The following is a 14,918-nucleotide window of genomic DNA, read 5'->3' on the forward strand; positions in this document are numbered from 1 at the left end:
TCGCGTCTCTACAATAATTTTCGATAGATATAAAATCTTAGAAACCGGGTTTCTTCGTTGAAATCTGTTATAACAATGACAATTTTGCCTAGAAACCCGGTTTGTTAGTAAAAAAAATTATTAAATCAGGGAAAATAACCATGATTGTAGTTATGAAAATGGGTTCCCCAGAAGCGGAAATAAACCGCATCAACGAGGAACTAACGACTTGGGGACTGACACCCGAAAAAATTGTTGGTAAACACAAAATTGTAATTGGTTTGGTTGGTGAAACTGTTGACTTAGACCCTTTACAAATTCAAGAAGTCAGTCCTTGGATAGAACAAGTGTTGCGTGTTGAGCAACCTTACAAGCGTGCAAGTCGGCAATATCGGCACGGTGAGGCATCAGAAGTAATAGTTAATACTCCTGATGGCGCCGTTATTATTGGTGAGAATCATCCAATATCGGTAGTTGCGGGGCCTTGTTCGGTAGAAAACGAGGAAATGATTATTGATGTGGCGTTACGTGTGAAAGCGGCAGGCGCCAAGTTTTTGCGTGGTGGTGCATACAAACCAAGAACATCGCCTTATGCTTTTCAAGGACATGGTGAAAGTGCGCTTGAACTTTTGGCAGCAGCGCGTGCAGCGAGTGGGCTGGGAATTATTACCGAAGTGATGGATGCTGCTGACCTAGATAAAATTGTAGAGGTTGCTGATGTTATCCAAGTTGGTGCCCGTAACATGCAAAATTTTTCTCTGCTCAAAAAAGTTGGCGCCCAACCGAAGCCAGTATTATTGAAGCGAGGAATGGCGGCAACAATTGAAGATTGGTTGATGGCTGCTGAGTATATATTGGCAGCAGGAAATCCAAACGTAATTTTATGTGAACGTGGTATTCGCACTTTTGACCGTCAATATACCCGTAATACCCTTGATATATCTGTAGTACCTGTATTACGAAAGCTAACCCACCTGCCAATTATGATAGACCCTAGTCATGGTACAGGCTGGTCAGAGTTTGTACCTTCAATGGCAATGGCATCAATTGCAGCGGGTACAGATTCGTTAATGATAGAAGTCCATCCTAACCCGAAAAAAGCACTATCTGATGGGCCTCAATCGTTGACACCTGAAGCTTTCGACAGACTTATGCAAGAATTAGCTGTTGTTGGTAAAGCTGTTGGACGTTGGCGCCAACCTGTTGCTGCAACAGTTTAAAAAATGTAGAGACGTGATATATCACGTCTTTGCCTTATACACGTTTTGTAAATAAAAGACGCGACATGTCGCGTCTCTACATTACACATTATCTTCTTCTGCTGCCGAAACCGCCGGAACGAGGAGCTCTCGCAGGTCTGCCGCTTCCGAAACCACTGTTTGGATTTCTTCTTACAGAACTCGAATTTCCAGATGGTCGTAAGGTACTGCTACCAAAACCAGAACCTGTAGCACGACTACCAGTATTAACTCGTGGTTGAGTTCTTACTGTTGGGTTATTCGGATAATTTCTTCGTAAGTTGCCTGTGGTACGGAACGCTGTGCGATTTCTTTCTACCGCAGGAGGTGCGTTATAGCGTGAGCGATAACTCGAAACTGCATCGCCATATGTACGACCGTAACCACCGTAACCAGTAATTAAACCACCTGGTTGATACGCAGGAGGTACGTAATACTGCGGTCTAAATAATAAGCTGCCAATTGCTTGACCAGCTAATGCACCCGCAAACGGCGCCCAGAAACTATTTTGCTGACGAACAACGACAGTCTCTTGCTGTCCAGTTTGAGGATTAACGCGATTTTCGGTAACGTTATGAACGTATTCGATTTTGAAATCCTCTGTTATGTATAAAGCAGGTTTGCCATTTTCGACTTTGAGGTAACTCTTCTTACCTTGCTTTACTTCGTCATCGGTCAAGCGTGCCATTTGTAAATTTTCGGTTCTATATGTTGGTGGTGTGCTGTTCAACAAAAACAGCGTGTACACACCATCACCATCGTTGTAGCTCGCTTGTTGTACTTCGTATTGACCGTCTGCAAGGTTTGCCGAAACCTGAGAAACTGAGTTTGCACTCTGGTTTCGAGCTTGTGGTGTTGCTTGTGAACTAACTTGATTAGCTCCACCACCACAACCTACGGTTGTAACACACAACGACAGCGCCAAAACAACGACTGTAAATTTACGCAAAACTTTCATGATTACATTCAGGAGCATATTATAGTCATCCCATTTTGAGCTTAACAAAATTTTACATTCTTTATTCAGTGTGGGCTACCGAACAACGTTTTTAATTTAGAAACCCTAGAAACCCGGTTTCTTTATTGAGATATTGTAATAAAAACAATAATTTTGCGTAGAAACCGGGTTTCTCTTTCATTTTAAGAGCATGAGTAGCAAAAAGAAGAGGGGGTTGGTTGTAGTATTCTTGCTACCTTTTTCTGGTTAAGGTAAAATTTTGCTGCCTATATCTATATATATAGATTTCTATAATTGCATAATTTAAAATATGTTAATTCCTCAATTAGAAAGATTTTTAACGGCAAAGTTAAATGAAAATAAAAGACAAAATAGAATATATTTATTATTTTGGTTGATTTTAAGCTTGTGTTTTGCCGCTGTTTATATTGGTTTAGGAATACGGCAAGGTTTTAGTAGTGAGTATGTCATTGGAGATGATGCACGGGAATATATATCTTGGATGTATCGTTATTTAAACCCAGAGTTATTCCCTAATGATTTAATTGCCGATTATTTTCAATCTGTTACACCAATTGCATATGGTGGAATTTATCGGTTGATGATGAGTTTGGGAGTTGATGCAATTGTACTGAGTAAAATTTTACCAATTGTATTAGGGTTAGCTACAACAGGTTATGGATTTGCTGTTTGTATGCAAATATTGCCAGTACCTATGGCAGGATTTTTAGCAACTTTAATATTGAATCAAAGTCTTGGTCTTCACGATGATTTATTCTCTGCTTGTCCTAGAGATTTTACTTACCCGTTATTTTTAGCATTTTTGTATTATTTAATGCGGGGTTCGGCGCCGGGAGTTATAGTAGCGTTTATAATTCAAGCATTGATTTACCCTTTAATTACATTTATCGAATTGGGAATTTTGTTTTTGCGACTATGGGATTGGCAAAACATGCGTTTTCGCTTTTCGCAACAGAGGCAAAATTATATACTATTTGGGCTTGCTTTGGCTGCTGCGTTGATTACAGTTACACCTTATGCTTTCCAGTCCTCACAGTTTGGCCCAACAATTACCGATGCAATGGCAAGAACGATGCCCGACTATTTTAGAGGTGGCAGAGTCAGTTATTATAACGATAATATTGTCAGTTTTTGGCTTGATGGTAGAGACAGTGGTCTTTTTGCTTTGCTAAACCCGGTTCAACTTTTGATTGGGCTTTTGTTACCAGTCATACTTATATACCAACCAAGATTTTCAACCAAGTTAAAAATAACGAATCAAGTCAAAGTATTATTGCAGGTTGTTTTAGCATCTGTAGCAATGTTTTTTATTGCTCATGCTTTATCATTCAAGCTGCACTTTCCCAGTCGATATACTCATCACACCTTTAAGATGGTACTTGCGATTGGCGCCGGAGTTGTGTTAGGTGTGTTGTTAGAATCTGCTTTTGATTGGGTAAGACAAACCCAGTCGAATAAAAGTATAAAACGAATTTTGATATATTTACTTACTGCGATAGTAGGCACCGCACTAATTTTATATCCAACGACTCTAAAAACTTTTCCCAAAACTCTATATGTAGTAGGTAGCGCACCAGCACTATATGAATTCTTACAGAAGCAACCGACCAATAGCTTAGTTGCATCGTTAGCAGAAGAAGCAGATAATATACCACCTTTTGCAAAGCAATCAATTTTAGTAGGTAAAGAATATGCTTTACCTTTCCATACAAAGTATTATGCTCAATTTAGTCAGCGTATGACTGACTTAATTAATGCTCAATATAGTCAAGATATCAGCCAGGTGATGAATTTTATAGATAAATACCGTGTTAAATATTGGCTTTTAGAACGTAATGCTTTTGAACCAGAGTATATAAGTAAAAATACTTGGATTCAGCAGTATCAAACTGCTGCAAAAATAGCTGATTCTAAGCTATTACAAGGAAGTAATTTTGTTTTGTCTGGGTTGATAAAGTCTTGTAGTGTGTTTGAAAGTGGGGATTTGTTTTTGCTGGAGGCTGAATGTATAAAAAAAGGGTAGGGTGGCTTAAGCCACCTTACGGTAATTATAGGGGAATTAGTTCGGGGTAATGTTGTAATAGTTGGTCGTTAGTAAGTTCATCACCGAACTGTGCGGGTGAGAAGTGTACTTGTGCTGCGCGGATTTTATTTTTGTAATGTAAGCTAATTAATGCTTTTAAACCTTCTTTTAATGCTTGGATATTGGATAAGTCGGTTTCAAGCTCAGGTACTTCTCCTTCAAAAGCTGCTGTTAGCATGACAACAACGTTGCGGGTAGCAGGCGCCGATAATGGTTCGTTGGTATTTGGCGAAGTATAATCAGGTTCACTCAGGTAACGTTGGGCAGAGTCTGTAAATAGTTCGTTGACAAAATCTCCCGCTTCCCCTTCACTCCAAAATACATCGCCTTCGTTAGCTGCCGATGTCCAATATTCATCGTATTGCAGCAAGCTCTCGCAAACCCTTACTAGTCCTTCACTTACTGTTTGCATGTCGCCCTCGTTTTGCAAAACGAAGCGCGCGACATCGTTTAATGTACCTAATATTGGCGCCACTTCTGACCCAGCTAAATGTACAAACAAGCGGCAAACTACATAACGAGTCTTACCCAGCATTCGGTTGAACATAAATACTCCTTTCAAAAACTATCTATTGACCTATATAGTGAAACCCTTTAATAAAATCAATAACTGTACTTACAGAGAAAGGTATAAATTTTACAGCTTCGTCATATTTATCGTCATAAACAGCATCGCTAACATCAGAACGATTGATTAAACGCTTGCCAAAATTAGGGTGTTCATGAACTATAAGATTTTGCGAACTCGAATTTGTTAAAATCACTTGTGTTGGCGCCTGAAAGAAAGAGAGGCGCTGTGTGAGTGCAAGAATATTCTTGACCTGTTTAATTGTATCAGCTTGACGAAGTGCTTCTTCTAGCTGTTGGTTAAAACTTTGAATGCGATGGAATGGGATGGAGGCATCGTTAGATGTATCATCACTCTTCATCATCTCGACTACAGAAATTAGATTTCGCTGGGTACTTTTGGCATCTTGAAAGGGCAAAACTGCAATACAGGCTGTAGGTAATAATGCTTCATCACTATCGATTCGGAATGTAAAAACTGTTCGGCGCCTACTATTTTCTAAGCTTGGTGGTTGTTTTAGCTTTAAATACTGCTGGGCAATTTGGAAGTAAGCTCCCGATATGGCAAAGTTGGCTTCATGGTCAAGTGGTTTATCAACGATAATGCTAATTGTTGGCGAAGTAGCGTTAAAAAAATCACGTGACCCTTCTGGAGTGAAATATTGAATTATCGAAGAGTCTCCTGTTGGACTTAAATCAATCCACTCGCAAATTATGCCATCTGTTTTTAATCCAAAGCGAGTTGTTGCATAAAGTTTGGCGCCTGTCAATGTTGCACCCGTTAAATCAGCGCTTACCCATTCAGCTTTAATTAATTTCGCGCTCGTTAAATTGGCATGAACTAAACTGGCGCCTGTTAAATTGGCGTTACTGAGATTAGCATTATTCAGGTTTGCACCGCTCAATTTTGCACCGCTTAAATCTGCCCAACTTAAGTCTGTATCTGATAAATCTACCCAACGAAGGTTGGCGCCGCTAAAAGAGGCACCACTAAGATTTGCTCGACTAAGGTTAGCTTGCCGAAGTTCAGCATCACGAAGATTGGCGCCACTTAAGTCGGCGCGACATAAATCACTATTAATTAAATTAACTTGTTCTAAATTCGCTCCTGTTAAAAAACCACCTCTAAGACAAACATCACTCATATTTGCTCGACTGAGGTTTGCTTGTCGCAATGTCGCTTCGCGGAGGTCAGCATTTTTGAGATTCGCTTGCACTAGGTCGGCATGGCTAAGATTCGCACGAATTAATTCGGTACGAACTAGCGAAGCTTTACGAAGTATGGCATGACTGAGGTCAGCGCGAATCAGATTTGCAACATTAAGGCTAGCACCTTTAAGGTCAGCACCCATTAAATGGGCGCCGCTAAGTCTCGCAACATTTAATTTGGCGTACCTCAAATTGGCGGTATTAAGATTGGCGCCTGATAAATTAACGACACTTAAGTTTGCTTGGCTCAAGTTGACACCGTTGAGTTTTGCACCGCTTAAGTTTGCTTCGCTGAGGTCAACACCGCTAAAGTCTCGCACCCCCATAGCATATTTTTCTAGGAACTCCTCTGCCTTCATTCGCGCTACCCTTAAATTGCCAACTTACTTTTTTTTTATAACTTGTGAATATCGGTATATTAGGACTTGGATTAATTGGTGGCTCCTTGGGTTTAGATTTACGAGCTTGCGGACATCATGTAATTGGTGTGTCGCGACGTGCTTCAACTATAGAGACAGCAGTTGCCATCGGTTGTGTTGACTCTTCGTCAGTTGACATTGATGTACTTGGCGCCGCAGAGGTGGTATTTATATGTACACCTCTTGGGCTTATTGTGCCCAGTATTGAGCAATTGATAACGGTATTGCCAAAATCGACTGTTTTAACGGATGTCGGTTCAGTAAAAACACCGATAGTTGAAGCAGCATCACCACTATGGTCTAATTTCGTTGGTGGACATCCAATGGCAGGAACGGCTGATAGTGGTATTGAAGCAGCCTTAAAAAACTTATTCGTACAAAGACCATACGTGTTAACACCAACATCTGCAACACCTGCGTCTGCTGTTGAGGTAGTGTCCGAATTAGTAAAGCAATTAAACTCCAATATTTACTACTGCGCTCCAGAACAGCACGACCGAGCGGTTAGTTGGATTTCTCATTTGCCCGTAATGGTAAGTGCTTCGTTAATAGCGTCATGTATAAGAGAAACAGATAATCAAGTTTTACAGCTAGCTCAAAACTTAGCAAGCTCTGGTTTTAAAGATACAAGTCGTGTTGGTGGGGGTAATCCCGAATTAGGCGTAATGATGGCAAAATATAATCGTGAAGCTTTATTAACATCAATGCATCAATATCGCCACCAGTTTGATGAAATTATTAATTTAATCGAGCAAGAAGATTGGGAAAGCTTAGAAAATATATTAAAGTCTAATCAAAACAGGCGCCCGGATTTTTTGTAAATATTAAGACGCTGGCAACGGATAAGAGCGGATGTAACGGATGGGGGGATATAAATTGTAAAATGAGATAAAGCACGCTTTGTGAATAGAGGTTAGGGAAATGGTGTTACAAACTGAAAAACGTGATTATACTCTAGAGGAATATTTAGAGCTTGAAGACCAAGCAGAATATAGAAGTGAATACCTTGATGGAGAAATTATACCAATGACTGGGGACACTACCAATCATAATAAGATTGCTGGTAATTTTTATAAAAAGTTTCCTCTTGTAATCAATGACCAAAATTATGAGACTTACATTAGTGATGTCAAAGTATGGATACCTCGTTACGGTCTATCCACTTACCCTGATGTCATGGTGATTAAAGGGAAACCTGTATATAAAGGTACTGGTACATCAACTATTACTAACCCGTCAATTATTGTAGAAGTTTTGTTTAACTCTACAAAAAACTATGATAGAACCGATAAGTTTAAATACTACCGTTCCATTCCTGAGTTTGAGGAGTATATTTTGATTGACCAGTATAGTTACTCTATTGAACAGTATACAAAAACATCTCCAGGAAAATGGTTATTTAAAGAATACGAAGGGGAAGATGCAATTTTAGAGCTTGAGTCAGTGGAATTTGAAATTAGCTTTAAAGATATTTACACACGGGTTGATTTTAATTTGGTTGAAGAATGATTAATTAGTTAATTGTTCTTGTGATGGTGGAATTCTGATAATAAATGTTGTGCCTTCACCCGGCGCCGAAAGGCATTGTATAGAGCCATTATGTTTTTGGGTAATTATTTGATGACAAATAGATAAACCCATACCTGTACCTTTACCGACTGGTTTAGTGGTAAAGAAAGGGTCGAATATTTTAGCTAGTGCTTCTTTAGGAATTCCAACTCCATTATCAGAAATGCAAATAGCTATGTTATTATTGTTTGTAAGTTCAGTGGCGATGTATATTGTCGGTTTATTGTTTATCGAGTTGTTTACTAATGATGCGTTGGTAATTAAAGATTTATCAAATGCATCGATTGCGTTAGTTAAAAGATTTAAAAATACTTGATTTAACTGTCCTGCATAACATTCAATTAAAGGTAAATCACCGTATTCTTTCACTACTTCAATATGGATACGATTGTTTTGTTTGAGACGATGCTCTAATATCATTAAAGAACTATCAATTCCTTCGTGTAGATTAACTTTTTTATACTCTGCTTCGTCCATTCGGGAAAAATTACGCAGCGAAAGGACTATTTTTTTGATACGGTCTGCCCCAATTTTGATAGATTGAAGTAATTTGGGCAAATCTTCCATTATATATTCTAGTTCGGTAGTGTCAATTTGAGGTATACTTTGATTATTTATAATTGCATGATTTAAATTTTCTTGGTAAGCGATAATTAAGTTAAATAAATATTGAACATATTCGCGTGCAGGTTCAATATTCCCATATATAAAACTAATTGGGTTATTGATTTCATGTGCAATTCCTGCTACTAGTTGTCCTAGTGATGACATTTTCTCATTGTGAATAAATTGGGTTTGTGTACGCTGTATTTCTTGAAGCGCATTTGCTAATTCTTGTGATTGCTGCTTTATTTTCTCTTGCGCTAGTTTTTGCTCGGTAATATCAATAAATATGCCATTATGCAATACATTTCTAGATTTTTCTCCAACTGGTTCAGATTGACCGTAAATCCACTTTTGCTTACCAGAACGAGTGATAATGCGAAATTCAGAAACCCAAGGTGCATGTTGATGTACAGCAGAGTTTATAGAAAATATTAGTGAAGTAAAATCTTCTGGATGAATCAAAGGCAAAATAGGATTACTCCCTTCTGTAAGCTCAGACTCATCTAACTCAAATATGATTTTAGCTTTAGAGCTTAAATAATTAAAATGTGATTCTCCAGTTTTTAAGTCAAACTCATGCTGATAAATTGTTCCAGGTACTAAGCTATTGATATTAATCAGACGCTGTTCTCGTTCTCTCAATGCAATTTCTGCTTGTTTACGCTCGCTAATATCACGCACAACTGCTAAAAGGTGAGGTTTTCCACTATAAATACATCTACTAGCGTTAACTTCTACGTCAAAATTAGTACCGTTTTTACGTATATCAATAGCTTGGCACCTATAATCATTCCCATTTCTAACAGTTTCCAGAAATTGCTCAAATTTATGCTGGGAGTTAGGATGAATGTATGCTGTTGGTGGTAACTTAATAAATTCGTCGTAAGAATAACCGTGCATTTTACAAGTTGCAGGATTAACTTCTACTAAATTTGCTGTTTCCATATCGAAAATTAATATTCCGTCGGTGACAGCTTCAAAAATATTACGGTATTCTATAGCTTTCTTTTCGAGTGCTTTTTTCGTTGCCATTTCGACTGTGACATCACGTGAAATACCCACAGTCATGACAACTTCGCCCTGAGCGTTGCGTACAGCAGATTTTGTGGTATTCAAGACACGAACTTTTCTATCATGTCTTAATGCGCGTTCTTTGGGAATAACTAGAGTTTGTCCGGTTTCAAAAACATACTGGTCGTCTTTTATATATTTTTGCGTATGTTCGGGTTCATCAAAAGCAATATCAGTAATACCTTGTAACTCATCCTTGGTCATGCCATAAAATTCACAAAATGCTTTATTCGCCCATATAATTTGTGAATCGGCGCCTTTAATTAGAACCAAGTCATTGATAGCATCTAATATTTGATGATATGTACTTTCTGTCTGGCGTAGTGCTGCTTCTAACTGCGTTTGCTGTGAGAAGGCGGTTTCTAGCTCAGAAATGCGCGCTTGCAAAGTATTCAATTCATGAAGCAGTTCGGTAGACATAATAACACACTCAAATATTTTTTTGCTATGAAAGCTTATTTATAGAGTGCCCAGGTTTTAAGCAAAATACACATAATAGCGTAAATCTTCATCTGATAAAGCTGGATAGGAGAGGAAAAAACAGGTTGTTTCAAATAATGAAACGACATAGGGACTTGGACAAAGTATGGCTTAAGGTAGAAACTAATATACGTATCGCAGTACATACAGTCTTAATACCCGTGCAACAAAAGCTTCACAACGAGTATCTAGATTGGAAGTACTTCTTCTAAAATATATTGCTTACACCAAATGTTAAACAAAGAACCACACGACCAATATAGTAACGAATCGAATAATCAAACTCCTAACTCCAAGCGTCATCGACTTTGGGGAAGAGCTATTTTTAATCTATCCCTGGTATTAGTCGGGTCAGGTATGACGCTTGCAGGTGGTTATATTGCTGGACAGCAACAAAAAGATGCATCGAACCTTGTTGTTGGGTCGGTGAAAGCTGCTTCTGCTGCCATTGGGGAGTCAAATTTTGTAACCAACGTTGTCAACAAAGTTGGGCCTGCGGTTGTTCGGATAGATTCTGCGCGTACCGTCAAAGCTTCGTTACCCGATGAATTCAATGACCCGTTTTTCCGTCGCTTTTTTGGCGCCCAAGGACAAATTCCTCAGCAAAAGCGAGTCGAGCGTGGTACAGGTTCAGGGTTTATTCTCAGTGCAGATGGTCGCATTTTGACGAATGCCCATGTAATTGACGGCGCCGATACAGTAAAAGTAACGTTGAAAGATGGTCGTAGTTTTCAAGGTAAAGTTATTGGTAAAGACGAATTAACTGATGTTGCGGTTGTAAAGATTCAGGCAAACAACTTACCAACGGTAACAATTGGAAATTCCGACAAACTGCAAGCTGGTGAATCAGCTATTGCTATTGGGAACCCGCTTGGTTTGGATAATACAGTTACTACAGGGGTGATTAGTGCTACTGGTCGTAGTAGTAATTCAATTGGCGCCCAAGATAAGCGTGTTAGTTACATTCAAACCGATGCAGCAATTAACCCAGGTAACTCAGGTGGTCCATTGCTCAACTCCAGGGGTGAAGTTGTTGGGATGAATACCGCTATTATTCAAGGAGCGCAAGGTTTAGGGTTTGCAATTCCAATTGGCACAGCGCAGCGCATCTCAAACCAATTAATTGCAACAGGTAAAGTTCAACATCCTTACTTGGGTATTCAAATGCAAGCTTTGAGCCAGGAGTTGAAAGAAAATATTAACTCTGACCCAAATAGCGGTTTAAATGTTGACAGCGATAAAGGTGTTTTGGTACGTCGTGTAGTTCCCAACTCTCCCGCAGCACAAGCAGGAATTCGTGCAGGTGACATTATTCAAAAACTTAATGGTCAACCCGTTGCTGATGCATCGAGCGTTCAAAAAGTTGTCGAAGATAGCAAAATCGGCGCCGATTTACGTATGGATGTACGTCGCAATGGTCAAAATGTAGTTGTTTCTGTTCGTCCTGGAGCTTTCCCAACTCAAGCACAACCACAATAACGCAATGATGTAAAGACGTTAGATGTAACGTCTCTACATCATTGTGATTTTGAATACTCTGAAACCCTAGAATAGCTCAATATGTCCAGGTGAATGAGATAAGTAAATCTCATAGTTGGCATTAGTTTTTTATTGTCAAGTACTCTTGCTAAATTGTTACAAAAGTTTTAATATCTTAACAAAAAAAACCCGGTTTATGACAAAAACCGGGTTTATAAGGTTTTAAGTTGTAAATATAGTAAAAGTTTTATTGATTATTACATTTTCTCCCAATCTCCTCGATTCACTCAAAGAATCGAGGTTTTTTGTGTATTTCAAAGAAACCCGGTTTCTACGCTTTCATTGTCGCAGACAAATCTTAATTTGTATCACAGATTTAAATGAAGAAACTGGGTTTCTAAAATTTGAGGTTTTTTGAAGCGCTATCTATCGCAAAATTGTATTTTTTTAAGGTAAATAAATCTAAGCTTTATAGCATACCAGTAGGGTTACAAATAATATTAAACGGGTGGTGTGCGTTATACGGGGAAAAATCCAAAACGAAGCGTAAAGCGGAAATTGCTAATTCAGGTATAGTGACAAGCTTAAAGCAAGAAGGGCGCCTGCGACAGGAACAGCGGTGCCAAACTCTAATCTACGCTTTTTGAGAATCTCAAGCACAGAGATTGGAATGATGAGGGGCCACAGAATAGTGGTGATGCAACACATAACGAAAGATAAGAAAGTGTCTTCTACAGACGAACTGGGGTGACGCAACGCAAATATTATCCAATTAAAGAAAAAACAGAAGGTCACTAACACATAACTAATAACCATAATCAGTTCAGTTTTGTTCACCATAGACTCTCCTTAATATTGTGGTATTGACATCAGACAGAAAGCTAAATTAGCTGTATTGAACATATACGCGCTTATTGAATAGATGTTAGTTGAATTCTTGAAACTAATAAATCAGTACATTCACTTATTTTTAAATCACCATACATCAATCCACAATTATACTTGTTGACTTATTTTTACTTCACTAACTTTTAGTCTAAAATTTACAAGACCAAGGTGTAGATATCATCATCTGGTTAGTTTTGGATAATAATCTGTCAAATTCTTACGTACAAAGACTTATATCGCCAAAAATACTTCATATTAGCTTTATATTTCATTCAAAATAACCTGTATAATTTGTATTATTTTTTTGTCAAAAAAATAGTAATAACATGTAGTTACTGAATACTCTCTTCGTAAATAAAGAGACTAGACAGGATGAAAATAATAGTTATAATCGCACCCTGAGAGGATATTAAACATATTTTTTTCCTTGCCGGAAATTATTAGTAATGCTTATAGATGCAGTGTGGTGTTACCTTAGTTACCAATTACACAACATAACCTACTATCAAGCAATTAACTTGATAGTAGGTTATGTAGAAATATTGCGAGAATTTAAAGATTTTAAGTTTTTTATGGTGTAGATAAGAAATCGCGGTTAGCTTTGAAGAAAGAAATTTTGACTCACAAAATTTTTGTTACCTATTATACACCTATGAATTCTTGTCCCTGTTGTTCTGACAGACTTTTGCGACATGTCCGAAAGACTGAAGTTTACTGGTTCTGTCGTAACTGTCGCCAAGTTATGCCTGTGCTAATCTGGAAAAAACACGCATCTTCACTCGAATCTGTAAAAACTATAACCAGCTAGTCACTTGATTTAAGATGCTTCGCTTTCTAGAACAGCTTTGGCTTTGAGAAGTTGTTGACGGTGTTCGTCGCTAAGAGTTGGATATTCCAAGTCGAGTTGTTTGAGCTTGCTACAAATAATATCGGCAACTGCAAGACGTGCAAACCACTTGTGATTACTTGGGATAATATACCAAGGCGCCCAGTCAGTACTAGTATGATTGAATACGTCCTCGTAAGCTTCCATATAATCGTCCCAATATGCGCGTTCTTCAACGTCGCTCATAGAAAACTTCCAATTTTTTTCAGGCAATTCAATTCGCCGCAAAAATCGCCTTTTTTGTTCAGATTTTGATATATTTAGAAAAAATTTGAGAATAACAGTACCATTGTTTGTCAAGTATTTTTCATAATTATTAATATCCTCAAATCGCTGTTTCCATATTTTTTTACCTGGTGAATGAGGCAAACGCTCGTTTAGCAGAATATGAGGATGAACACGAGCAATTAGTACTTCTTCGTAATACGAACGATTAAAAATACCAATTCGACCGCGTTCGGGTAGAGCTTTTGTACTGCGCCATAAAAAATCATGGTCTAATTCTTCTGTACTTGGAGACTTAAAACTGTAAACTTGACACCCTTGAGGATTAATTCCTGACATCACATGTTTTATTGTGCTGTCTTTGCCTGCTGCGTCCATTGCTTGGAATATTATTAATAGAGCGTATTGATCATGAGCATAGAGAATATCTTGGTATTTTCCTATTCGCTCGATACCTACTCGTAGTTTTTCCGAAGCATCGGTTTTATCTCCATATTGCGCTGTGTATTCAGGGTCATAATCTTTGAGAGAAAACTTGGCGCCTGGTTTTGCAATAAAATTATCGCGGTTCATATTATGCCTCCTAGTGGGTCAGGTTTACATATGCCCAATTCTTGTAACTTGATTCTTACATCATCCCACTCGGTGCCGCAGTAATAGTACTTTTTATCAAGAATATCCGCTATATAATAACCTTGCTTACCACCATTGATACGAAACAACTCAATGGCAATCTTTTTACTAGAAGTACCAAAAGCTGCAAGTAAAGCTTTGTGAGATAACCAAGGTGCGTTAAATAAATTTAAAAATGGTTTCCCTTTACCAAAAGCCCAACCGTCACTTCGTCGTTCAACAATTCGATAGTAAACTGGGTAATAGACAGTATCTGAATCTGACATTGTTTATATTTGAGTTTATTTAGCAAAAATATTAAAATGAAGGAAGCCCCTAGACTATTATTCTAGGGACAGAGATCTATTAAGTTAGATTAGTTACGGTCGTCTTGGGACTCGTCATGTGGCTCATCTACCACATCGTCAATATCGTTTTTCACGACTTCCGAGTTAACGAGGTATATCTCGTCATCGACTTTATTACGCTTTTCCCATTGACCAAGTAAAGTACGAATAAAGATTTTGACGGGATTCCAAAATCCTCGATGACCGTTACCATTTTTTCCCAAATTATTACCTCCTTTTTTTACTACTGGGGACTATATTTGTGTCCCCATATTTATTTT

Annotated in this window: 12 protein-coding genes; 5 read left to right on the forward strand and 7 right to left on the reverse strand. The window is 38.2% G+C overall.

Annotated features, from left to right (window positions below):
- Window positions 1-140: 140 nt before the first annotated feature.
- Window positions 141-1,199: a 3-deoxy-7-phosphoheptulonate synthase gene (gene aroF, locus DSM106972_RS11850; RefSeq protein ID WP_127080903.1), complete on the forward strand. Its 1,059-nt coding sequence runs from the start codon at window positions 141-143 to the stop codon at window positions 1,197-1,199.
- Between the two features lie 88 nt (window positions 1,200-1,287).
- Here the strand turns inward: aroF and DSM106972_RS11855 are convergent, their stop codons facing one another.
- Window positions 1,288-2,175, reverse strand: coding sequence for a hypothetical protein (locus DSM106972_RS11855; RefSeq protein ID WP_186538340.1), 888 nt, complete (start codon window positions 2,173-2,175; stop codon window positions 1,288-1,290).
- Between the two features lie 310 nt (window positions 2,176-2,485).
- Between DSM106972_RS11855 and DSM106972_RS11860 the strand changes: the two genes are divergently transcribed.
- The gene (locus DSM106972_RS11860; protein ID WP_127080904.1) at window positions 2,486-4,219 is read left to right on the forward strand and encodes a hypothetical protein; all 1,734 of its coding nucleotides are present in this window, start codon (window positions 2,486-2,488) and stop codon (window positions 4,217-4,219) included.
- Window positions 4,220-4,244: 25 nt separating this feature from the next.
- On the opposite strand, the gene DSM106972_RS11865 is transcribed toward DSM106972_RS11860, so the two are convergent.
- Together DSM106972_RS11865 and DSM106972_RS11870 are read right to left on the reverse strand one after the other, a co-directional pair.
- Window positions 4,245-4,826: a DUF1517 domain-containing protein gene (locus tag DSM106972_RS11865; protein WP_019490080.1), complete on the reverse strand. Its 582-nt coding sequence runs from the start codon at window positions 4,824-4,826 to the stop codon at window positions 4,245-4,247.
- Window positions 4,827-4,848: 22 nt separating this feature from the next.
- Window positions 4,849-6,414 carry a pentapeptide repeat-containing protein gene (locus DSM106972_RS11870; protein ID WP_127080905.1) on the reverse strand — a complete coding sequence of 522 codons (1,566 nt, stop codon included), beginning with the start codon at window positions 6,412-6,414 and terminating at the stop codon, window positions 4,849-4,851.
- A gap of 44 nt (window positions 6,415-6,458) precedes the next feature.
- Here DSM106972_RS11870 and DSM106972_RS11875 point away from each other — a divergent pair, with 44 nt between their 5' ends.
- Both DSM106972_RS11875 and DSM106972_RS11880 read left to right on the forward strand, forming a co-directional pair.
- Window positions 6,459-7,295, forward strand: a complete 837-nt coding sequence (locus DSM106972_RS11875; RefSeq protein ID WP_127080906.1) for a prephenate/arogenate dehydrogenase — start codon at window positions 6,459-6,461, stop codon at window positions 7,293-7,295.
- Window positions 7,296-7,395: 100 nt separating this feature from the next.
- Window positions 7,396-7,983, forward strand: a complete 588-nt coding sequence (locus DSM106972_RS11880) for a Uma2 family endonuclease (RefSeq protein ID WP_127080907.1) — start codon at window positions 7,396-7,398, stop codon at window positions 7,981-7,983.
- Here DSM106972_RS11880 and DSM106972_RS11885 read toward each other — a convergent pair whose 3' ends face one another.
- On the reverse strand, window positions 7,984-10,140 hold the full coding sequence (locus tag DSM106972_RS11885; RefSeq protein ID WP_127080908.1) for a PAS domain-containing sensor histidine kinase: 2,157 nt from the start codon (window positions 10,138-10,140) through the stop codon (window positions 7,984-7,986). It abuts the gene before it with no gap.
- 291 nt (window positions 10,141-10,431) lie between these two features.
- On the opposite strand from DSM106972_RS11885, the gene DSM106972_RS11890 reads away from it, so the two are divergent.
- Window positions 10,432-11,679 carry an HhoA/HhoB/HtrA family serine endopeptidase gene (locus tag DSM106972_RS11890; protein ID WP_127080909.1) on the forward strand — a complete coding sequence of 416 codons (1,248 nt, stop codon included), beginning with the start codon at window positions 10,432-10,434 and terminating at the stop codon, window positions 11,677-11,679.
- A 1,705-nt stretch (window positions 11,680-13,384) separates the two neighbouring features.
- Here the strand turns inward: DSM106972_RS11890 and DSM106972_RS11900 are convergent.
- From DSM106972_RS11900 to DSM106972_RS11910, 3 genes are all read right to left on the reverse strand, one after another.
- On the reverse strand, window positions 13,385-14,251 hold the full coding sequence (locus DSM106972_RS11900) for a polyphosphate kinase 2 family protein (RefSeq protein ID WP_127080910.1): 867 nt from the start codon (window positions 14,249-14,251) through the stop codon (window positions 13,385-13,387).
- Complete coding sequence (locus DSM106972_RS11905) at window positions 14,248-14,577, reverse strand: hypothetical protein (RefSeq protein WP_127080911.1); 330 nt, start codon at window positions 14,575-14,577, stop codon at window positions 14,248-14,250. The genes DSM106972_RS11900 and DSM106972_RS11905 overlap by 4 nt, the downstream gene beginning before the upstream one ends.
- A gap of 89 nt (window positions 14,578-14,666) precedes the next feature.
- Complete coding sequence (locus tag DSM106972_RS11910) at window positions 14,667-14,861, reverse strand: hypothetical protein (RefSeq protein WP_127080912.1); 195 nt, start codon at window positions 14,859-14,861, stop codon at window positions 14,667-14,669.
- Between the last annotated feature and the right edge of the window lie 57 nt (window positions 14,862-14,918).

The sequence above is a fragment of the Dulcicalothrix desertica PCC 7102 genome (assembly GCF_003991905.1).
Classification (GTDB): Bacteria; Cyanobacteriota; Cyanobacteriia; order Cyanobacteriales; family Nostocaceae; genus Dulcicalothrix; species Dulcicalothrix desertica.